This window comes from Paenibacillus sp. FSL H8-0122 (assembly GCF_038005345.1).
In the GTDB taxonomy this organism is placed as follows: domain Bacteria; phylum Bacillota; class Bacilli; order Paenibacillales; family Paenibacillaceae; genus Paenibacillus_AQ.
Genome location: NZ_JBBOTB010000001.1, coordinates 5,696,729 through 5,720,975 on the forward strand (window position 1 = coordinate 5,696,729; position 24,247 = coordinate 5,720,975).

Here is a 24,247-nt window from a genome sequence, read left to right on the forward strand (position 1 = left end):
CTCGCACCTCTTCCTTAATCAAATAATTCTTCAAAGTTATTTACCAAGAAAAATTTTGTTTCGGAATAACTTAATATCTCACGAATTCGTTTAAATGAGTGCATAAAAACAGCTTCTAGTAAAGCTATAAATCTCGCAACAATGCGTTCAATAGTTGTTCTTTTAAAGAAGTGTGCATTATATTCTATAGTCCCTTTTAAAACATCTCCCAAATCAACCATCTGTACTATAAGTTCATAACAACTTAAATCATAAACTTCTTTTATGCTATCTATTACAAATAATAATTGGGGATTATGAAAAGTATTCAATCTACTTCTAAAACAATCTTTTTCAAGACCTTTCTTATTATGAATTGCTTCTTTCATTTCAATTTCAATCTGCTTGACTAATTCACTAAACAATGGATTACCTGACAAATCAGTTCTTAAATAAAATATTAATGAATTTTCTTCTTCGAATTCATCTTCCTTTGGATGGAAAGCTATAAGTATATCTTCTTTTTCAGTTTCGCCATATAATAGAATATTAAATGCAGTAATTAAGATATTTGATATGTTCGTCTTACAGTCTTGGGCTAATTTGTAGATGTTTGACTTTACCTGAAAAGATAATTCAAAATTTACAACATGAATTTCTTTTAATTCATTTAACAAGGGATCAAAATCAGATGTTAGTATATTTTCGGATGATATCCCCATAATATCCTTCCGAAAAGTAATTTTATTTTCCTTTTTTCCCCTTGAAATTAATTCATTATCATTTTCTAAAAATAAAAGACTGCTAATTTCAAATTCATCAATCCACTTTTTGATAGTTTGTTCATGAAAAATATCTTTGTTGTATTCAAAGCTAGCCAGTATATTATTATTGTTTTCTTTTTCAATTGTTAAACATAAATCAAATTGTGAAATATTCTTATTAAAGCAATATGGAATTGCTATTACTCCATTTGTTTCAATGCTATTGGTTGCATGCCCCAACATAATGGCTGCTTTTTGTTTCACAGCTTTTTGATGAACAAAACAAGCTTGAAAAACAGATGAGTGTCGCTCATTATGGAACGCTGCCAGTTGGCTTACGATCATAGTAAGAGGGTAATCTTGAAACTGAGAACATATATTTAATTCTTTATTGACTAAAAACAGAAGATCTGCAAATGAAAATCCTTCTTTAATCTCTACTCTCAAAGGAAGTACATTTACGAAATATCCCATTATTTCATAAAAATCTTTTGTTGTTCTACCTACTCTAGGTACTCCGATAATGAATTCAGTTTGACTAGACAAGCGATGAAGTAAAGCGATATATAATGTTAGGAAAACAACATTCGGCTTATAATTACTCAATTTTATATATTTGTAGAATTCACTTTGTAACTGAAGATTAAATTTAAATAAGAGTGTCCCTCCTTTAAATGACGGTTTATCAGGGCGTATAAAATCTGCAGGTAATTTCAGTTCAGAAAAACTTCCAGTAAGCTTCTTTTTCCAAAATCTCCTTGCTTCCTCTGCTTCTTCACTTGACAGATAACTTTTTTGCCATTCGATAAAATCAGAGTATTGCAATTTGGGTGATGGCATTTTATAAGATGAGTCTTCAATTAATCGCTTATAAATCATTGTAAATTCATCTATAGTTAAAGACATACTCCATCCATCAGTACATATATGATGCCATTTAAAACATATTATGCAATCATGTTCATTAATATCCAATAATCTCATGCTAAATAAAGGGCCTTCTTCCAAGACATAAGGTGTATTGAATTCGTTATACAAATATTCCTTTATCATAATTTCATCCCAAGATAGCGCATTAATATATTTAAAATCTTTAACAGTTTCACTATATACTTTTTGAATAGGTTCATCTTCCAAAATAAACACAGTACGATATATCTCATGACGACTAAGTATTTCTTCAAGTGTTTGCTCCACAATAGGGACTTCCATTCGACCATGAAATTCAAAAGCCAATTGCTCGTTATAATAGTTACTTGTAGGATAAAGCAAATAATGAAGAAAAAAATCTTTCTGACCTTCTGACAGAGTAAGAGTTTTTATAAATGTTTTATTTGACATTTTTTATTCTCCATCAATTAAATAATTCATTTAAGTCATATTCTTCAACTAAATTTATTTGGGATAACCGCTGATACGGATTTCCCACCATTTTTGATAACACTTCCTTAATTTGCTTCAAAAACATATCTATGGTTGAAGCAGTAAAGTTTCTCGAATTATAGTGTGTATTAAGAATTATTCTGTCAGAATCAGTAGATAAAAAGATCATTAAATCCGAACTTTCATCTTGAATAAAATGATTGCTTTCATATTCTCTTATAGTTGCTTCATCTAAAAAATCCGTTAATTGATATTCGCGATAAGATATTTCATCGTAATCAAGTTTTGCAGTGGGTGTATTTTGTCCGATGAAAACAAGAGAATATAAGCGGTTTTTATTTCCATTAATAACTTGTTGATCTTGAATAACCAAATCAAACGGATAATCCTGATTCTCATACGCCCCATAAGCCGTTTCACGTGTTCTTTGCATAATTTCTACAATAGTCGGATTCCCAGATAAATCTGTACGCATTGCAACTGGATTAATAAGAGGGCCAATAATATTTTCCAGTTCAGTTTGCGTACGACCAGACAAAGTTGAACCTACTGTTACCGTAGTCTGATCTGATATAATTGCAATCCATATATTTATTGCAGAAAGAATCGTTATATAAGTTGTATTACCTGAAGTACGAGTTAAATCGGTAACTGAAGTAACAAAAGGTTTTTCAAGATAAAGCGATTTTACGTCTGATTCGGATTTATCAAGATTTTGGGACTCTATATCATTTGGAATATTTGGTATATCAACCTTTTGCTCTAGTTGTTTTAACCAATATTCTCTTTGGGTATCCATTTCACCGTTTAATATTCGAGCATTTTGCCAATATGTGTAATCGATATAATCTAAAGGCTTAGCTATTTCCAACAGCCCCTTACCGTTCCTCAGTTTTTGATATGTTTCCAATAAATTTTTAATAAAAACTTCTTGCGACCATCCATCAAATGCAATGTGATGAGCGCATAAAGTTAAGAAGTGCTTATTGTTGGGCATTAAGTATAATACCATTCGAAAAAAGGAATTTTTCATTAGATCAAAAGGATCATTTAATGTTTTTTTAATATCTCTTATTAAGCACTGTTGGCTATCTATTTCTGACAAAGCAGATAAATCAATGTAGTTATTTGGAACAAAAAGGTCATTATGAACTTGTTGAAATAGCTGACCTTCAATTTCTACTATTGTTGTGCGGAAAATTCTGTGATGATTGATCATAATGTTTAGGGATTCACGAAGCAACAATGAATTGACAGGTCCATCCAATTCAAAAAGGTAAGTTCCACCAAATGTATGCTGGTTACTATATTTAGCATAAAACCATTGTCTTTTTTGACCATTTGATAATTCATAAATTTGAGGTTTTAAAATAGATTCATTATTATCTGCGACTGCCTTTAAAGGCAAGCTTTTGCTGGTTCCTTTTCTTATCTCAGATATCCGCGAAGCTAATTTTTCAATAGAGGTGAACTCAAATATGGTTCTTAAAGGAATGTCCACTTCAAATACTGTTCGCAAGCGAGAAATAACTTGTGTTGCCAATAAGGAATGTCCACCCAAATCAAAAAAAGAGGCATGAACACTTATATTATCCATGTGCAAAACATCGCACCAAATATTGAATATAAGTTCTTCAGAAATGGTACGCGGCTCTATAACGCAGTCCCCAATTTGGTTTATGTCAGGCAATGGCAACGCTTTTCGATCTAATTTTCCGCTTTGAGTTTTGGGCATAATGTCTAATTTAACAAAGTATGCAGGTATCATGTAAGTAGGCAGTTGCCCCTTAATAAACTCCCTTAATTCTCTAATATCACTTTCTCCTACGAAATATGCTGCCAATTCCTTATTTAAGTTACCATTGTCAATAGCAACAACAGCTACTTCATTAGTAGTAGGGTATTTGCTTAGAATTGCTTCTATTTCACCTAACTCTACGCGGATACCTCTAATCTTTATTTGGTTATCCTGTCTTCCGACGAATTTTATATTACCTGAAGCCTGAAAATAGCCCTTATCTCCAGTACGATAAATTTTTTCTCCTTCACAAAATGGATTTTCAATGAAGACTTCTTTTGTCTTTTCCATATTATGCAAATATCCTCTTGCTAATCCAATGCCCCCAATATATAAATCACCAATTACACCAATGGCAACATTCTTCAAGTTTTCATCGAGTATATACACTTTATTATTATCAATAGGCTTACCTATACTCACACTATCTTTTTCATATTGATCATTCGGCGTACATGTATATATTGTTGAGTCAATCGAGACTTCTGTTGCTCCCCATGTATTATAAAGTGTACTGTCTAGATTTTCATAAAACTTCCGTACAATTTCAGGTAACAATGCTTCTCCGCTTGAAATAACATTTTTCAAACTAGTTAATTTATGACGATCATCTGAAGATAAAACATCCAGAAACATATTGAGCATACTAGGAACAAATTGAATGCATGAAACTTTGTATTTTATTGCCGCTTCTAAAATAGCATTGGGATCACGATGCAACCACGGCTCTAAAAATGATATTCGTCCCCCTACAGATAATGGCCAGAAAAATTCAACAGCAGCATCATCAAAAGTTAATGTAGTTTTCTGTAGCACGGATGAGCCTATCTCTAACTGATGTTGGCGTTGCATCCACAAAATTCTATTAACCCATCCAAGATGAAGGTTCTCCACCCCCTTCGGATTACCGGTAGAACCAGATGTGTAGTAAATCGATACTATATCATTTGGAGTTACATGTGATTCTGGTAAAGTAGGAGGCATTGAAGAGATTATTCCCTTAATCTCCTCAGGATATACACAAATTAAATCCATGTTATGACTAAGACGATCTTTAAATTCTAGTTGGGATAAACATATTTTTGTTCTAGAATCATTTATTAATTTTGAAATTCTTATTTGAGGCATTTCTGTATCTAGGGGAAGAAAGGCACCACCGGCTTTTAGAATTGCAAGTAAAGAAACAACTAGATCAATAGATCGGTTCATACAGATTCCAACAGGAACGTTTGGTTTCACACCAATAGAGTAAAGATACTGAGCCAACTTGTTAGATTGGATATCCAAATCCCTATAAGTTATCCTTTCATCACCAAGTTCAGCAGCTATTAAATCTGGCGTATTTTTAACTTGATCTATAAATAGATCATGCAAACATTTATCTTTCGGGATAGCCCTCTCCGTATTATTCCAGTCGATTACAATTTCTTGAAATTCATCTCGAGATAAAAAGTCCAAATCAAAAAGTGGTTTTTCTGGATTGTTTAAAATTTGAAGCAGCCAATTATTGAAATGGTTCATCATTATAATAATTGTTGATTCATCAAATAAATCGGTATTATAAATTATGTTTGCATAAAAATCATTATTTGATTCTCCCATTGATAATGTAAGATCAAATTTAGATACATGATGATAGGTTTCTTTTTTTTCTAATATTCCACATGATACGTTATATGAAACCGTTTCGTTTTCAATCCAGGTGAACATAGTCTGGAAAATAGAAGAATGGCTTGTACTTCGGAACGGTTGAAGGACTTCTACTATCTTTTCAAATGGAACATCTTGATTTTCCTGTCCCTGCAGTGCTTTTCCCTTGATCTGCGCAAGGAGTTCCTTGAAATTAGGGTCTCCCGTCAGATCTCCCCTATATGCAATTGTGTTCACAAAAAAACCAATTAAACCCTCTAGCTCTTTTTTATTCCTGTTAGCTACTGGACTTCCCACAATAATATCTTTTTGTCCAGTGTATCGTGCTAAAAAACCTTGATAAGCTGCTAATAATGTCATAAATAAAGTAGTACCTTCTTGCCGACTGAAAGCTTTGAGTCTTTCTAACAAATTGGTTGATAAAATAAGGTGTTGCATATCTCCTGCGTAGCTTTGATTGACTGGCCGAGGCCGATCGAATGGCAGTTGAAGAATTGGAAGTTCTCCTGCAAGCTCCTTCTCCCAATAATCTAGTTGTTCTGCAATTATTTCATCTGTTAACCATTCTCTTTGCCATACAGCAAAATCTCCATATTGAAAAGGTAATGGTGCGATTCGGTTGTGTTCTCCGCTTACTGCTTCTTCATAGAAAGCTAACCATTCCTTAAGTAAAATGTCTTCAGACCATCCATCTGAAATAATATGGTGCATTGTACACAGTAAAAGATATTCGCCCTCCTCTTGTACAATCAGCTTGGCATTTATTAGAGGCCCCGATTCTAAATTAAATATGGTTCCAGCTTCTAACTCAATATATTTATTAATATGTCTTCCTCTTTCTTCAATCGAAAAAGCCTCCAAGTTAACCACGGGAATACTTCTTGGTTTGAAGCTTTTAATTAATTGAATCGGTTCACCTTCATTCTCCGGAAATACAGTACGCAGCATTTCATGACGCTGAATCAGACTATTAAATCCATGTCTAATTCCGCTTACATCCCATGATCCACTCAGTCGCCAAACATAAGGGATATTATAGACCGCGTTATTCGGCTCTAATTGATTTAAAAACCATAAACGTTGCTGAGCGTAGGAAAGCGGGAGCCCCCCCTCTCTATTTATTGAACATAAATCAGGCAGCGAACTTTTCCCCCGCTTCTTTTCCATAAGTTCTGTTAAGTGCTTGGTTAAACTATCGATAGTCGGACACTCAAACAGTACACGTAATGGAATATATAAATTGAAGACCTCTTGTAGCCTTGAGATAACGAGCGTTGCAAGCAGTGAATGTCCGCCTAAATCAAAAAATGAGTCATATATACTAATTTGCTCTAGTTTCAGAATTTCACTCCATATAGATGCTACCAATTCCTCTGAATAATTACGAGGTTTTACATATGATTCTATATTTGTAACAATTCCAGGTTGTGGCAAGGCTTTACGATCTAATTTTCCATTTGTAGTGAGAGGTAAATTTTCTACTTTCATAAAATATGAAGGAATCATATATTGGGGTAATTGTTTTTTTGCATGTTCCTTCCATTCTTCTATATCACCACTGCCTACTATATAGGCTGCTAATCGTTTCTCCCCCTCCTCATGTACATGTGCAATGACGGCAACTTGTTTTATCTTAGAATGCTCTGCTAATACAGCTTCAATCTCACCTAATTCAATACGGTAGCCTCTTACCTTCACCTGATTATCTATTCGTCCAATATATTCAATGTTACCATTCGGTAAATATTTCACTAAATCTCCAGTGCGAAATAATTTGGCTTCAGGATGCTCATTAAAAGGATGAATAATAAATTTATTCAAGGTAAGCTCTGGACGATTTAAGTATCCCAAAGCAAGTCCTTTACCTCCAATATATAGTTCTCCAACTACACCTATAGGAACAGGTTGTTGTTTGTCATTTAATATATACACTTCTGTATTGTTAATGGGGCGACCAATAGGGACCGAATGTTGAACCTCTCTCTCATTTTTAACTGAATAACAACATGCAAAAGTAGTACTTTCTGTGGGTCCATACCCATTAATAATCAATGTTTTACTAAGAATACTCAATGCCTTTCTCACATGCTTAGACGAAAGAACATCTCCGCCAGCTAATAGTTGACGTACATTTTTCAAATCCTCAATCTGATAATCAACCATCTGTTGAAAAAGGCCTGAGGTTAACCATAACGTACTAATTTGATATTCCCTTAGAACCTGACCTAATTCTTGAAGTGACAAATCTTTATATGGGTAAACAACCAATTTCGCTCCATTTAACAAACTTCCCCATATTTCGAAAGTAGCTGCATCAAATGAGATTGATGCAAGCTGTAATAATGTTTCTTTTGCTGATAATTCTACATACGAGACATCTTTAACGAGTCTTTCCACCCCCCTATGAGGTATTAGAACTCCTTTAGGGGTACCCGTCGAGCCTGAAGTATAGATTACATATGCTAAGCTTTCAGAAGTTGAATTACTTTCTATATTTACATAGAATAGCTCACTTAGGTTTTCTTCGTTACTATTAGGAAAAACTTGTTTTACTTCGTTGGGCAAATGATGCGACAAGCTTTTATCTGTCAAAACTATGTTAATTTCTGCATCTTGTAAAATAAAGGACAATCTTTGATCTGGATAATTCGAATCAATTGGAACATAGGCACCGCCAGCTTTTAATATTGCTAACATACTAATTATCATTTCGAGCGAGCGTTCCATGTAAAGGCCAACTCTTGTTTCTGAAATGACTCCAATTTCAATTAAATAATGCGCAAGTTTATTTGACTGTTTATTAAGTTCTTTATAGGTAATTTGCTGGTCTTGATATACAACTGCTATTGCATCAGGTGTGCGAAGAACTTGTTCTTCAAATAGTGAGTGTATTGTAGTTTTTTTTGATATTTCCGTTTCACATAACATTATCTTCCCTCCTAATTATTATTGCTCCAAACTTCAAGCAACTGCTTTTCTTCTTCTTTGGAGATTAGCCTTAAACCTGTAATTGATTTATTGGGATATTCCATCAATTGTTCCAACAAATTTATAAAATGCCCCATCATTCTCTCTATTGTCCATGAATCAAATAAGTCGGTGTTATATCCAAAAGATAAGCTTAGGGAATTATCTGTTGTGACTTCAAATGAAATTGTGAGATCATATTTCGCAACTTTCATTTGACTTTTCACACTCTCAATTTTATGGTTAGATATCTCCCTTATGTTTCTTAGATGGTTTTGTATGGTGAACATTGTCTGAAAAACAGGAGAATAGCTAATATTACGATTAGGCTGAATTGCTTCCACAAGTTTCTCAAATGGAACATCTTGATTCTCTTGTCCTCGAAGCGTTTTTTCTTTAGTTTGAGCAAGTAAATCTATAAATGTCATATTATCTCTCAAGTTTGCTCGAAGTACTAATGTATTGACAAAGAAACCAATTAAACCTTCAAGTTCTTTTATGTTACGATTAGCTATCGGAGTTCCAACCAATATATCTTCTTGTCCTGTATAACGATACAAAAAGCCTTGATACGCTGATAATAATGTCATGAATACTGTTGTACCCTCATGACGACTGAAAGCTTTAAGTCTGTCAAACAAATCCGATGGTAATAGCACATGTTGCATATCTCCCACATAACTTTGAATATGAGGTCGAGGTCTATCGAATGGCAATTGCAAAATCGGAAGTTCACCGGATAACTCCTTTTTCCAGTATTCTAATTGATCTGCTATAATCTTATTTGTTAGCCTTTTTCTTTGCCATACTGCAAAATCTCCATATTGAATTGGTAACGGAGCTAAAGAAGCTGGTCTTCCTATCACTGCTTCTTCATAAAATGCTAGCCATTCATCTAATAAAATATCTTCGGACCACCCATCTGAAACAATATGATGCATTGTGCAGAGAAGTAAGTAATCACCTTTCTCTTTGATAATCAGTTTTGCTTGTATTAAAGGTCCTTGGCTTAGATCAAATACTGTCATTGCCTCTTGATCAATAAGCTTTTTAATGTCCTCGTCTTTTCTTTCATCCGTGCTAACACTCAAATCAATCACTGGCAATATTTTAGGTAAATAAGATTGAACTATCTGTATAGGCTCACCTGTTTGTTTCGGAAATATCGTGCGAAGAATTTCATGGCGTTGAATCAGAGCGTTAAGTCCCTTTTCTAACCCCCCAATATTCCAACTTCCACTTAAATGCCATACATAAGGAATGTTATACATAGAACTATTAGGTTCCAACTGATCTAGGAACCACAATCGCTGCTGGCCAAAAGACAAGGTTATCCCTCTTTGTTTATCTTCCTGATCCAAAACTTCAAATTTAAATAATTCCATGCCCTTTCCAATTTTCAATAATTGATTGGCTAGATCCTCAACAGTTGGATTTTCAAATAATAATCTTAGTGGGATGTCAAGGTTGAAAATTTCTCGTAAACGTGAGATAAGTTGTGTAGCAAGCAAGGAATGTCCGCCTAAGTCAAAGAAAGAGTCATTGACACTAATTCGTTCCACTTTCAATATTTCACGCCAAGCACTTACTAACAGATCCTCGGTTGAAGTGCGAGGTGCAGTGTATTTTTTGCTTATGGATTGAATTTCTGGATGTGGTAGTACCTTACGATCCAATTTTCCATTTAAAGTAAGCGGAAGAGACTTCATTTTCACAAAATAAGAAGGAATCATATAATGAGGCAATCGTTCTTTAGCATAATTTTTATAATCATCAATTTCCCCATCGCCAACGAGATAGGCTATTAACCGTTTATCATCTTCTCCATATTCAAGAGTGATTACGGCTACTTCAGTTATATGAGGATGTTTACCTAATACAGCTTCAACTTCTCCTAATTCAATACGATATCCTCTTATCTTCACTTGATTATCGATACGACCAATGAATTCTATATCTCCACTTGGCAGCCATCGAGCCAAATCCCCCGTCTTATATAATCGGTCTCCAATATTTTTGCTAAAAGGATTTGAAATGAACTTTTCTGAAGTAAGCTCTGGACGATTTAGATACCCTCGTGCAAGCCCAACTCCTGCAATAAATAATTCCCCTACTACACCAATAGGCTGTAAATTCAGTTTATTATTTAAAATATACGCTTGATGATTGCTTATTGGCTTACCAATGGGGATTACTTCATCAAACTCATTACAATCATAAAAAGTCACTTCTATAGTAGTTTCTGTTGGCCCGTACATATTATGCAGAACAATTTCCCCTGATTGACGCATTAATTTTTCAAAACGCTCAACTGTTTTCAACGCCAGTGTTTCACCACTTGTAAACACATGTTTTAAACTTTCTATTCTATTTTCAAGTTTATAGTTTTCAATATAATTCAAAAATATATTTAACATTGAAGGAACAAAATGAACTTGAGTCACATTCTGTTCTATTATTGTCTTCATAATCAATTCCGGATCTTTTTCAGCCCCTTGCTTCAAGAAGCAAATTCTTCCCCCTGTAAAAAACCAAAGAAAAAGCTCTCCAACCGAAACATCAAATGAATATGAAGTTTTTTGCAATATCACATTACTTTCATCCAAAGAATATTGTTTTCTCATCCATTCAATACGATTAACTACAGAGCTATGCTCAATCATTACACCTTTGGGCTTTCCTGTAGAGCCAGATGTATACATCAGATATGCCAGATTTTTCGAATTAGAAAGTACTCCCATATTACCAATGTTCTCTCTTGAATAAAGAACGCTATTTAAATCAACAATTATTCCATCAAAATCAAACAGAGTCTTAAACTTTTGTTGAATTACAAGTACTCTAGCACCACTATCTTTTAAAATATAATTAATCCTCTCTTTAGGCGCTTCTGTATCTATAGGAAGATAAGCACCGCCAGCTTTTAATATAGCAAGAATACCTATCATCATCTCGGCAGAACGTTCACTAATCAAACCCACAATTTGATCATTTATTACCCCTAAACTTCTCAATGCAAATGCTAAAGAATTCGCACAATTATTAATTTCTCTATATGTCCAATGTTTTTTTTCAACTACAACAGCTACTTTGTCAGGCGTCTTCTCGGTTTGTTCTTCAAAAATTTGATGTATGGTTTTATTATCTTCAAAGAAAACATTAGTATTATTCCATTCGTTCAATAATTGTTGCTCTTCATTGTGCGTTAGCATGGGTAAGGAATGCACACTTCTTTTGCTATTATCAATAATGCTATTAAGTAATTCTATATAGTGTTCAACCATACGTTGCATAGTGTGATCTTCGTACAAATCACTGTTGTATTCCCAATCAATGCTTATACTGCCATACTCCTCACTGGAAAGAATAGAAGATGAAAGTTCAGAATGATTAATAATAACAACATTAATGTCAAATTTTGCTGAACCATTGCTAATTCCTTCAATAAGATTTATTTCTAAATTCTCAATAGGTATGTTATTTATTTTTGTATCGTGAAAACTGAACATTACCTGAAATAAGGGATTACGACTTGTATCACGCTCTAACCCAAGTGAATCCACAACTTGATCAAAAGGAATATCTTGATTTTCATAAGCTTCCAGCGCTGATTTTTTAACTTGTTGCAAAATATCCTCAAATAAACTATCTTCTGAAAACTCTGTGCGAATAACGACATTATTCACGAACATACCGATTAAATCCTCAGTTTCTTTCCATTTCCTATTCGCTATTCCTGAGCCGACAATTATATCTTGTTGAGTTGAATATCGATGAAGTAATGTTTGAAATGCTGCCATCATTACCATATACAATGTCGTTTTTTCTTTTATGCAATAATTACGAAGCTTTTCATACAATTCCTCTGGAATTAATCTTATAATGGAGTTTCCATTATAAGATTGAATAATTGGCCGAGGTCTATCTGTTGGTAAATCAAGGATACCTCGTGTGTCTTTTAATTTATCTTTCCAGTATAATAATTGATCTGTTGCCTTTCCTCTGCTATACCTCTCATTTTGCCAAACACAGTAGTCTGCAAACTGAATTGGCAGTTCAGCAAGTGGTGATGGTTGTCCTTTGAGATATGCACTATATATTGTAAACAGTTCTTTCAGGAACTTTCTGAATGACCATCCGTCATGTACAAGGTGGTGTTCAATAAAAAGCAAAATGTAGTGTTCTTCAGATAGTTGATAAACGTTCCATCTCACAAGCGGTAACTTTGATATATTGATAGGCTTAACTATTTCTCGTTGTATTAAATTATTTGCTTCCTGTACTCTTTCCTCCGTAGTCATCATAGATAAATCGACGACAGGTAATTGCACATTAAATGGTTCGTAAATGAACTGATAGGGTTTTCCATTTTCCTCCAGAAAAACTGTTCGGAATATTTCGTGTCTTCTAATAATTTCAGTAAGGCTTCTTTCCAACATTTCAATATTTAACTTCCCATTTATATTCATAGTTGCTTGAAAGATGTAAGCCAAGTTATTTGAGCTTAATTGTTCCAAAAACCAGACACGTTCTTGCGAGTATGAGAGCGGCAGCTTAATGTCACGAGGCGCTTTTTGTATAATTATAGGGGATTCTATAATATGAATGTCTTCAGTTTCATTAATTATAGGTATAATTGATTCTATAGTTGGATAATTAAAAATAGAAGACAGTGGGAGCTCCTTCTTAAATAATTCACGTATTCTAGCTATAACTTGAGTGGCTAATAAGGAATGTCCTCCTAATTCAAAAAAATCATCCTCTATGCCTATTTCCTCATATCCTAGCAATCCTTTCCATATATTGGCGATGGAAATTTCTATATCAGATTCTGGTTGTATGAACTTTGTTGAAACATGTGGACGATGTTGCCCCTCCTCTGGAAGTAATTTAACGTCAATTTTCCCACTAGGTGTTAGCGGAAAAGCATCCAGCGTAAAAAAATAAGTTGGAATCATAAACTCAGGAAGTCGTTTCTTTAAATACTCTCGCCAAGTCAAGGAATCACCATCACCAATAATGTAAGCAACTAATTTTTTATTCCCTTGATTATCATTTTTCACAAGTACGATTGATTGATTGATCTTATCATGATTATTTAATGTAGCCTCTATCTCTCCCAGTTCTATTCTAAACCCTCTAATTTTAACCTGGTTGTCTGATCGCCCTACGTATTCAATATTTCCATCTGGCAAACATTTAACTAAATCACCAGTCCTATATAAACGGGAACTCGATTCACTACTATAAGGATTTGGGATAAATCGTTCTTCTGTTTGTTCGGAACGATATAAATATCCTCTTGCAACACCTAATCCCCCAATATAAAGTTCTCCAATTACACCAATTGGTTGCAATTGTAACTGCTCGTTCATTATATATAGCTTAGTGTTTAAATTCGCCTTCCCAATAGGGATTTGACTTCGCAATCCACTTGACGAACAATTAAAGCTAGTGACTTCAACCGTTGTCTCTGTTGGGCCATAAGTATTATAGAGTACTGTACCGTAAGGCACTGTTAATAAATCATTGAATTTTCGCGCAACCTGTGAAGGAAGCACTTCGCCACCTACGGTAACATATTTTAATGAGGACAAAAGCCGGGAATAGCCTTCCTTTTCAATATATTCCAACACTACTTTCAGCATAGAAGGAACAAACTCCAGGTGTGTGATTTCATTCTTATATATTGCTTTAACGATCAGCGCAGGATCTTTTTCAGATCCGGTCGGAAGAATATACAAACGAGTCCCTTTTATCATCCACCAATAGAGTTCCCAGACAGAAGCATCAAATGAAATTGAAGTTTTTTGAAGCAACTTATCTGACTTGGTAAGCGTATAACGCTTTTCTAAAGTATGAAGGAAATTTATAATGGAATGGTGCTCTACCATTACCCCTTTGGGATTACCGGTAGAACCTGATGTATACATAACATAAGCAAGATTGTTTCCATTTACAGTACTAATTGGAGTTTCTATGCTTTCTAACGCGATATTATTAGACTTATCATCTACACAAACTACTTCGATTCCCTCCGGTATTGCGTAAGTATATTTCTCACATGTAATAATTAATTGCAATTTTGCATCTTCCATAATGTACTCTAGTCTTTGAACGGGATAAGCAGGATCCATAGGAACGTATGCTCCTCCAGCTTTCAAAACCCCTAACAAACTAATCATCATATCCAAGGATCTTTCCAAACATATTCCTACCAATAACTCATTACCAACACCTCTCTTACGCAAATAATGAGCCAATTGGTTAGAACGCATATCCAATTCTTTGTAAGTAAGTTGCTCATCTTCGAATATAATTGCTAATTCATTTGAGTTTAAATCAACTTGATTCTTAAATGCAGATAGGATAGTCTCGGTAAAAGAAATTTCTGTATCTAATCCATTCAACTCATGTAATAAATGATTTTCTTGTTCTGCATTAGTTAATCTTAATAGGTCTATTGGAGTATCAACACCTTTGATGATTTGCTCAATCCAATTCTCGAAATTTTCAGTCATCCTCTTTATTGTTATATCTTCAAACAAATTAGTGTTATATATGAATGAAATATGTAATCCGTTTTCCATCTCAAATATAGACACAGAAATATCTGCGGTCTCCAAAACATCCATTTCCCACTTTTTTGGTAAGCATGTTTTTTTATCACTTTTATAACTTAGGATAGTTTGGTATAAATGCAAACTATCATTTTTTCTTTCTTCCCTCTTCTCGGAAATATCATCAAATGTTACATTCTGATTTGTCTGATTAGTAATAAGATCCCCTTTAATTAGGCTCAAAATATCCCTTATAGTCATATTTTTGTTTATGCAAATTCTATTTAAACTCACCGAAGTACTATTTTCATTTACACAACCAACGACTATATCATTCTGGGTTGTATATCTAAAAAGAAAACTTTGATATGCAGCTAACAAAATCATAAACAATGTTGTTTCTTCTTTTATACATATCAATTCAATTTGTTTCAAGTACGCCCTAGTCAAAGTGAAATCCTGTATATTTTTCGAATAACTTTTCACCTGCAATTTGGAATAATCATAAGGGAGTTGGAGAAATAAATTTTCCTTCACTAGCGCATCACTCCAGTAACTTAACTGATTTCCGATTTTCATTTTAATCATTCCTTTACAGTAAAATAATTAAACTGCAACGTTAATTTTCAGCAAAGAATCTCTTTGATTATTTCCACAGCTTGGTTTATATCTTCTCGAGTAATTCCATGATGTGTAACCGCTCTTATCCGCCCATGACCCAGTTCGGCTAGATTCAGCCCTTTACTTTTGGCGTGTTGAATAAATGTTATCCAAGTATGCTCTGGATGACTAATTTGAAAAAATACCATATTAATCTCCACATCTCTTTCAGCAACTTCAATACCTTTTATCTTTATAAGTTGACTAGCCAAATAAATAGCATTTTCATTATCAATCTTCAACCGTTCTGTCATAGTATTAAGGGCAAAAATACCTGGTGCAGCGATAATTCCAGCTTGCCGCATCCCCCCACCAAGCATTTTTCTTAACTTATAGACTTTCTGGATAAACGCCTTGTCCCCTGCTACCAGAGATCCTATAGGAGCAGCTATCCCTTTTGACAAACACACCTGTATTGAGTCAGCAAATTTTGTAATCTCTACTGGATCTACTCCTAGTGCAACAGTTGCATTAAATAAACGAGCTCCATCCATATGAATGGGGACGCCTTTTCCATTTGCAAATTCCTTAATTTCTCTCAGGTAAGTCAGTGGTAGTATTTTCCCGCCCATACGATTATGAGGATTTTCAAGGCAAATTAATGCTGGTAAAGCAAACTGTGGATCTTCAGCATCCAAAGGAAAGCTCTTCTCCAGGCTGTTTAAACTAATACTACCATCCAACTCAGTGGAAATAGGATCATACATAATTCCACCGCAGACTGCTGCTCCTGCCGCTTCATAAATAAAAATATCAGACTCGTCACTTACAATTACTTTAGAGCCGCGCGGACAATGTGCAAGTATTGATGCTAAGTTAGCCATCGTTCCGCTAGGCATTAATATAGCAGCTTCCTTACCTAATATTTTTGCAACTTTATTTTCGAGTTTAATTACTGTAGGGTCTTCCTGATAAACATCATCTCCAAGTTCTGCTATTTGAATAGTTTTAAGCATATCAATAGTAGGTAATGAGAATGTGTCACTTCTCATTTCAATAATTTTCATAGAGATGCTCCTTTCTAATTCTGAATCTGAAAAATAGATACATTCGCAACTTCTTGTAATTTTAATACGACTTCTAAATATGTTTTTTCATATACTATGATATAACCAAGCCGATGAGAAAAATTTTCTGGCAATTGTAATTTTTGACCAAGTTGCGCCTTGATTTCCTTTTTCTTAATCCCTTGAATATTTACATAGTCCATTTCATTAATTTGGGTTAAAGTCCCTACTTGCGAGGCTACCAAAAAATGTATTCCACTGTATCCAGTATTGGTTATATTATCAATTTTTGGATTTATTCCTATTGAACAAGCAACTTGTTTACTAATTAGATCTACTTCAGTTGTATATCGTATAAGTTCTGGAATCATTCCGCCAGCTAAACGCGGGTTAATCTCTATTAATATGCACCCTTTAGAAGTCCATTTAACCTCTGTGTGTGCAGCTCCATATTTGTAATTCACTTTTTTAAGCACTCTTAATACTGTAGACTCTATTTCCGATTTAACTTTTTGTGAAATATTAGCAGGGAAGATGTGTCCCCCTTCAACAAAATAAGGAAAACCAATAATTCTTTTTTCTGTGATTCCCACAACAATTGTATTTCCTTCAAACGTAAAAGTTTCTACACTATATTCAGGACCTTCAATGTATTCTTCTAATAAAACGGTACTAATAGTTTTTTGGCCTCTTGCGTTATATGATTGATTAAAAATAGCAGTTGCAGATTCCTCGACCTCCTTCCACGACATACATAATCTAACATTATTCGATCCGCTATCATTTGCCGGCTTAATAACACAAGGTAAAGAAACAGTGTGCTGAATTTGCTCCAAATCAGATAAACTTAAAATCACCCAATACTTAGGTTGCTTTATGTTCGTTGAAGCTAGTTTATCTCTTAATAATGCTTTGTTTCTGCAAATAGAAATTGTATTTCGAGAGTTGCTATAAAGTGAGTATGTTTCTGCTAAGCTAGCTGCAGTTTCAAGATAAAAATCGCTTGTTGTCATAATACCTGCTATTTCATCTCTATTTTCTTTTGATAAATATGTATTTAGTACATCAAGACAATTTGTATCAATTTCGATTACACTACATCCTTCATCATCTAACTCTTTATATAAATTGATATTATTAGTAAGAAGTATCGGTTCACAATTGTATTCTCTTGCTTTGTTAATCGCAATCATCCCAGTTCCAGTTGTATTTGATTCAATAAAGTATATTTTTTTCTGCATGTGGATTTCTCCCCATTAAATTAGTATATGACCAATTTTCAACAACTGTATCCAGTTCAACTTTTTGGGGATGATCACTCAGATGATTAGCTAATGTCAAATGGTTTTGCTCATAAAATGAGTTGCAATATATTGATTTAGCATATCTATCTCCACGATCTGGAAAAATGCCGACAATATTCGTAGATTCGGAAACTCTTCCTGCAATCCATTTGGCAACGGCATAAACAGAGCCTGAACTGTTGCCTGCAAATATTTGTTCTTCTTTAGCAAGTTGTAATGTTGCCCGGAAAGCCTCTTGATCATTTAACCAATGAACTTCATCAATGATACTAAAATTCACATTTGGAGCAACCAAACTATTACCTAAACCTCCCTGCAGTCGTCTAGGTCGATCAGGCTGTCCGAATATAACACTTCCTATTGAATCAACTGCTACTACCCTAACTTTAGGATTAACTTGTTTAAGTATTTGAGCTGTTCCAGAAAGCGATCCTCCACTTCCCACCGATCCTACGAGGACATCTATTTTGTCTAAATCATTCATTAGTTCTATTGCCAGTTCAGCATATGCTTTTGGATTGTCAAGATTTTCGTATTGACGAGTCCAAAATGCATCGGGATATACATCTAGTAATTCTTTTAATTTTTTTAATCTTTCACCTTGCCAACCGTTTTGATCCATTTTGGTAACAATGTGAACCTCACATCCTAGTGATTCTAACTTAGCTAATGTAATCTCATCAATTCTTGGATCTGTTACTATATGAACTTTATGATGTAATTGAAGTCCTACTAATGCCAAACCACAGGCCATTGTCCCAGAAGAACTTTCAATAATAGGCATCCCTTCTTTTAACAATCCCGATTTTTTCGCTGATAATATCATTTGTTTGGCAACACGATCCTTCATACCAAACGGATTCATCAATTCCATTTTCGCGTAGATTGTCCCTTCATTTTTTTGCTGGTTTCTTAATTTAACCAATGGCGTATTACCAATTGTTTCTATAAAATTTTTATATAACATAACTCCCTCTCCTCCAAAAATTAAATATTTTTATATATATTATTTTAATTATTAATAATCTGAGATGTTCTCAAGTGCATTTCGTCTTATTGCTACATCCTTCTGTAAACCTTTGCTCACTCGCTGCTGCTCAATCAATGATTGATTTACACTTTCTGGATTAGTTGATCCCAATGATTTTTTAACATAAATATTCTCGTAGACATTAAAAGCAGTCGAAAGTATTTCAGTAAGCTCTGTAACTTCAAAACCTTCATTCTTGCATAGTTCTTTTAATAGTTCAGGTTCTACTTCAGATGGTTTCCGGTTCATGTTGCTTCTATTTGCAATATATTTACCAACAATCACTTGCGATTTTCTATAAGGGATGTTAAATTTTTCGGTCAATCTATTTGCTAACGAGAACCCCCCAAAGTAATCTCTCTGACAAATATCCAACATTCTTTGGTCATCAAAACTCATATTATCTATTACTAGCCTAAGTAAAGTAATAGTCGCTTCGGCTGTTTCAAACAAAGTTATTAAGTGAGAGCTCGCTTCTTTTGAGGTTTCAACTAAATTTGTAAAAGGTGTATTTCGCTGTCCAAGTATTAGGTCCAAATGAAAATTTGTTAAATGTGCTGATTTACCACGAATTCTTTCTAGGATTGGATAATTTTTTTTTTGAGGCATCGCTGAGGATATACCAGACAAATGATCAGGGAGTTGTAGGAAGCTTAATTCGCAGCTTCCCCAATATATGAGGTCAGTTGTAAAACGGGAGATTAATACTGAAAATACAGACAATTCAGAGGAAATACGTAGTGCCCATTCCCTAGAAGATACCGCGCCTAGAGCATTAGGAAATGGTTTTTTAAATCCCAACATTTTGGATAGTCGTTCCCTATCCCAATGCAATTCTACTCCAGCCATCGCCCCTGATCCCAGCGGACATTGATTAATTTCATCAAATGTATCTATCCATCTCTTCAATGAGCGCAGCAACTCTTCTGTAATTGCAGATAAATAAAAACCTGGTGTAATAATTTGTGCAGTTTGATAATGTGTATATCCAGGCATAGGAACATCGACATAACGTACTGCCAATAAAGAAGTGGATTGAATTAACTGAACCAAATTTTCTATTAATGATAGCCATCTATTTCGTCCAAACATTATCTGTGCACAGGCCTGAAAATCATTTCTACTTCTGTCCATATGCCAGCAAACCACTTTATTTTTTAGTTGTTTCTCCACCAGTTGTTCAATTGCAAATGCTATATCAGACATATTAACATCAAGATCAGCTGTTAGAACATCCGGCTTAATATTCTTCAATATCTGTTGTAATTCAAAAAACTCTAGAGGGTCGATCAGCTTCATTCTTAAATATTCCTTTAACATAGCAATCTCAATTTCCAAATAATACGATAAATAATGTTTGACTTCATAGCGAAATTGGGGCTCTAAAATTATCTCATTCATAATCTCACTTAACTTTCCTGAGATCCTACCCGTCAATAAATTGGTCATAAAAGATCACACTCCTATCTTTCTATTACCTCATGTTGACTCGCTATATTTGGTGTTTTTCCTCATAATCTACGTCTCTACAACTCTGAAAATATCGTATAAAATATCAAAATAAGTTTTAAAAAATCATAATATCCAAAATATTTCATTACTTTCTTCCAATATTACTACAAAGTATAAATTTGTCAAGTATCGTATTTTAGACCTTTTTTCTAATTTTATTACATCTTCCTGCTTTCCATGGTGAAGGCTATCCGGACGCGGAAAATCACCAAGCCTTTTCTGAAACGGGATGTCACGATGGAAATCACTTCGCCGGAAAGCGGGGAAACGGGGGTTGGTAAACGGCCCTTTTTTGTCTTTTGAGCTCCCACCCAGCAAAATCCTCCCAGAATCTCCTCAGACGAAGGTGGAAAGATCTACATTTTCGCAACCTGAAACCTGTTGATATACCGTGTTAAGTTTTTACAAATCACTGCTGTTTAAGCAGTCGTTCAGCTTCCTCTTTCGTATGACTATGAATCACTGCATCATCCGCATATCTTGCCTACAGATTTTAGGGATGCTTGATCCCCCCATTTATCAAGCGTGTAGTGCATGAACAAATCTTCCAACACTGGACCTATGACTCCCCTTGCGGCGTGCAGGAGGTTCGCTCTAGGATATCTCCAATCTTCATTTGGAACGGAGGCCTTAGCCATCTTTGATCAATGTTGTCAAACAGACCTTTAATGTTAAATTCCAACACCCAGTCATTTCGCCAGCATCTGGTTCTTGTGACTCGAACTGCATCTATCGCAGATTTCCGAGTCGGTGAGAAACAAAGGTTTCACGATCGGCTCATAGTACAACTTCACTGTCATTTGCGCGATTTGATCAGAGTTCGTTGGAATCCCCAATACTCTTAACTCAGCCATTCTACTTCGGTACCTTTACCGCTTTCACTGGCGGAAGAAAATAACTTCCCGAGGACATTCGATTCCAGATTTTAAAGAGGTTATCTTGCAGGTTTTCTTCAAACTTTTGAATCGACTCTTCAACTACTCCGACTGCTCCCTTATTAGCCTTGACTCGTTCATAGGCTTCCCATACCGTGCGCTTTAAGATTTCATACGACTTTGTTTTTGTCCATTTGTTCCTCCCACTTTAGCGGTTGACGTATTTTTAAAACCGGATAACGCCCCTTGGCTCCGCCACCTTTTTAATGGGTTCATCGCTTCTACGGACTATTCCCCCCTATACTCCGCATTTGTGTACTTTCACCCTTCCGGGATTTCCGCTTGGATTTTTCCATTCACTCCGGAGTCGTAGGTTCTCACATTCCAAACAAAAGCCTCTGTTACGTTCACGCCACCTTCATGCCGGTCACCATCTGGACAGTAAACAGGTTTCCTCCATTACTGTTAGCAGCTTTCATTGGCCCGAATTTACTCACTAATACGAAACGATCCGGCATCTCGCAATCTTTCGCATTTGCTTTCGCTTTCAGTTATATCGCCCCTACCTTGTCCGTGTTTACGGCGGGTCGCCCAGCATCGCCACCACCTCTGATTCACTTCATTCAGGCCTGGAGTTTGCCTGCAAGCCCTTCAGATTCCTCCTCACGGAAGACACCCTGCTCATCCGGCAACCAAAGGTTACCAAGTGGTTGCTTCGGCTAGGGCACTTTACAGGTTAAAGTTACCGGGTGGACTTGAACCAGTTAGATGATGCGACTATGAGACGCACAAAAAAACCAAAATGCATAAATGCATTCTGGTTTTTTTAGGTATCTAATGTTTTCATAAAATCATCGTAACAATCCCCTTACATCTGAATAGTGGAAAACTCTTTTTTTGTCTGCTTATTTCCTGAAGCAACCTCGTCCTCTTTCACTAATACTTCATTCAAAACTTCCTCTTGTTTTGTCTGGGAATTATAGAGATTATAATACCGACCTTCTGCCACAAGCAATTCTTCATGGTTCCCACACTCCACAATTCTCCCATTCTCCATAACGAGAATGACATCGGCGCTCTGAATTGTCGAAAGACGATGGGCAATAACGATGGTCGTTTTATCCTTCATTAACTTGCGGATAGCCTGTTGTACCAACTTCTCTGATTCATTATCTAGTGCAGCCGTGGCCTCATCTAACAGCAGAATTGGTGTATTTTTTAATATCGCTCTGGCAATCGAGAGTCGCTGGCGCTGGCCACCGGAGAGCCAGGAACCGTGTTCACCTACGTCAGAATTGACCCCTTCAGGTAGCTCCATTACAAAATCATAGGCATTCGCCTGACGAAGTGCCTTCATCACTTCTTCTTCCGAGGCATCCTGTTTACCGTTTCGAATATTTTCAAGAATGCTTCCTGTATATAATCCAGATTCCTGCGGTACATAAGAAAAATAGCTTCTTAGCTGTTCCATGGTCATACTTTCAATCGCATTTCCATTGATCAAAATTTCACCTACGTCCGGACGGTAGAATCCTAACAAAAGTTTGAATAACGTAGACTTACCGCCTCCGCTTGGTCCGACCACGGCCATTTGCTTCCCTTGTTGTAATTCCAGGCTCACCCTTTGTAAGCTAAGCTTCCCACCTCCAGGATAGCCAAAAGAAACCGCAGATAGCGAAAGTTGCTGGAACTCAGGTTGCTGAATAAGCGGCTTCGGCAAAGATTCCAACTCCGTTTCCTCATCCAGCACCTCAAAAATCCGCTGTGCCGCTCCCATCGATTGTTGCATCGAAGCCACTAGACCTGGAAGCTCAGAAAAGGGTATCACCAGATAATTCATCAACTGGATGAACGCCATCATCCCTCCTACCTCAAGCGCTCCATTTGCGACAAACAACCCCGCAATAATAAGAGCAAGCAGAAAAGTAAGGTTCCCCAGTACAGAGGAGACTGCCGCTGTCCCTCCCCCAATCCGGCCCTGTTTTATCTCACCGGCATTTATACTGTCACTGTAGGATCTGTATTGCTGCATCAGTCTGCGTTCAATGGAGAACGCCTTAAATACCATACTACTGTTTAGAATATCGTTTAGAAAAGAAGTCGTTTGGCTCATTTTCTCCTGAACCTTAACACTATTCTGTCGCATTGCTTTACCAAATAACTTACCAACTATATAAAGCATTGGCCCTACCGCAATACAGATCAAAGCAAGTAACCAGTTGAGATAGAGCAGATAGATAAAAGACGCTAGTGCCAGCAAAGGATTTCGCACAAGATCAATAATAACCTGTCCGCAGGCTTCACCGACCGACTGATTATCATTTGTGAAACGGGATAATAAATCACCGGAATGATTGTTGTCAAAATACGACTGAGGCAGAACCAGCGTATGATTCATTAAGTCGAGACGCAACTGGTTTCTGATTTTTGCAGAAACACTTGTTTTTAAATAAACGCTGAAGAAAGTGTTAAAGCCAGCTATAACAAGAAATACAACACCAAACCAAGCAAGTCCGGTAAAAGCATCCACATTTAGGCGAACAGCCTCTTCTGTAATTCTTGAAAGGAACCATGCCATCGTCAGGTCCAGAACAATGCTAAACGCGGTGATTAACAGTAGTACGGAATAGAGCAGTTTATGCTTCAGCATGTATTTACTTATTCTTAAAAACACACTTTTTTGTTTCAAACTATCACCCTCTCTTAAATTCGCCTGACTGCCTATACCTTAGCGTTAACAATATAAGTTGAACTAAAA

The 24,247-nt window shown here is 35.6% G+C and carries 8 protein-coding genes; all 8 read right to left on the reverse strand.

Features of this window, described 5'->3' with window-relative positions; translation table 11 throughout:
* Positions 1–14: 14 nt before the first annotated feature.
* Positions 15–2,084 carry a condensation domain-containing protein gene (locus NSS64_RS24545; protein WP_341141829.1) on the reverse strand — a complete coding sequence of 690 codons (2,070 nt, stop codon included), beginning with the start codon at positions 2,082–2,084 and terminating at the stop codon, positions 15–17.
* A 13-nt stretch (positions 2,085–2,097) separates the two neighbouring features.
* On the reverse strand, positions 2,098–8,502 hold the full coding sequence (locus tag NSS64_RS24550) for an amino acid adenylation domain-containing protein (protein WP_341141830.1): 6,405 nt from the start codon (positions 8,500–8,502) through the stop codon (positions 2,098–2,100).
* An 11-nt stretch (positions 8,503–8,513) separates the two neighbouring features.
* On the reverse strand, positions 8,514–15,680 hold the full coding sequence (locus NSS64_RS24555; protein ID WP_341141831.1) for an amino acid adenylation domain-containing protein: 7,167 nt from the start codon (positions 15,678–15,680) through the stop codon (positions 8,514–8,516).
* A gap of 47 nt (positions 15,681–15,727) precedes the next feature.
* Positions 15,728–16,768, reverse strand: a complete 1,041-nt coding sequence (locus NSS64_RS24560; RefSeq protein WP_341141832.1) for a GntG family PLP-dependent aldolase — start codon at positions 16,766–16,768, stop codon at positions 15,728–15,730.
* A gap of 14 nt (positions 16,769–16,782) precedes the next feature.
* The gene (locus NSS64_RS24565; RefSeq protein WP_341141833.1) at positions 16,783–18,009 is read right to left on the reverse strand and encodes an ATP-grasp domain-containing protein; all 1,227 of its coding nucleotides are present in this window, start codon (positions 18,007–18,009) and stop codon (positions 16,783–16,785) included.
* Positions 17,984–19,039, reverse strand: coding sequence for a cysteine synthase family protein (locus tag NSS64_RS24570; protein WP_341141834.1), 1,056 nt, complete (start codon positions 19,037–19,039; stop codon positions 17,984–17,986). The genes NSS64_RS24565 and NSS64_RS24570 overlap by 26 nt, the downstream gene beginning before the upstream one ends.
* A gap of 51 nt (positions 19,040–19,090) precedes the next feature.
* Positions 19,091–20,551: an argininosuccinate lyase gene (locus tag NSS64_RS24575; RefSeq protein WP_341141835.1), complete on the reverse strand. Its 1,461-nt coding sequence runs from the start codon at positions 20,549–20,551 to the stop codon at positions 19,091–19,093.
* A gap of 1,806 nt (positions 20,552–22,357) precedes the next feature.
* Positions 22,358–24,178: an ABC transporter ATP-binding protein gene (locus tag NSS64_RS24580; RefSeq protein ID WP_341141836.1), complete on the reverse strand. Its 1,821-nt coding sequence runs from the start codon at positions 24,176–24,178 to the stop codon at positions 22,358–22,360.
* Positions 24,179–24,247: the final 69 nt, after the last annotated feature.

Excerpts from the sequence above, each read along its gene's own strand:
- NSS64_RS24545 (WP_341141829.1), bottom strand. The coding sequence starts at position 2,084 with ATGTCAAATAAAACATTTATAAAAACTCTTACTCTGTCAGAAGGTCAG.
- NSS64_RS24550 (WP_341141830.1), bottom strand. The coding sequence starts at position 8,502 with ATGTTATGTGAAACGGAAATATCAAAAAAAACTACAATACACTCACTA.
- NSS64_RS24555 (WP_341141831.1), bottom strand. The coding sequence starts at position 15,680 with ATGAAAATCGGAAATCAGTTAAGTTACTGGAGTGATGCGCTAGTGAAG.
- NSS64_RS24560 (WP_341141832.1), bottom strand. The coding sequence starts at position 16,768 with ATGAAAATTATTGAAATGAGAAGTGACACATTCTCATTACCTACTATT.
- NSS64_RS24565 (WP_341141833.1), bottom strand. The coding sequence starts at position 18,009 with ATGCAGAAAAAAATATACTTTATTGAATCAAATACAACTGGAACTGGG.
- NSS64_RS24570 (WP_341141834.1), bottom strand. The coding sequence starts at position 19,039 with ATGTTATATAAAAATTTTATAGAAACAATTGGTAATACGCCATTGGTT.
- NSS64_RS24575 (WP_341141835.1), bottom strand. The coding sequence starts at position 20,551 with ATGACCAATTTATTGACGGGTAGGATCTCAGGAAAGTTAAGTGAGATT.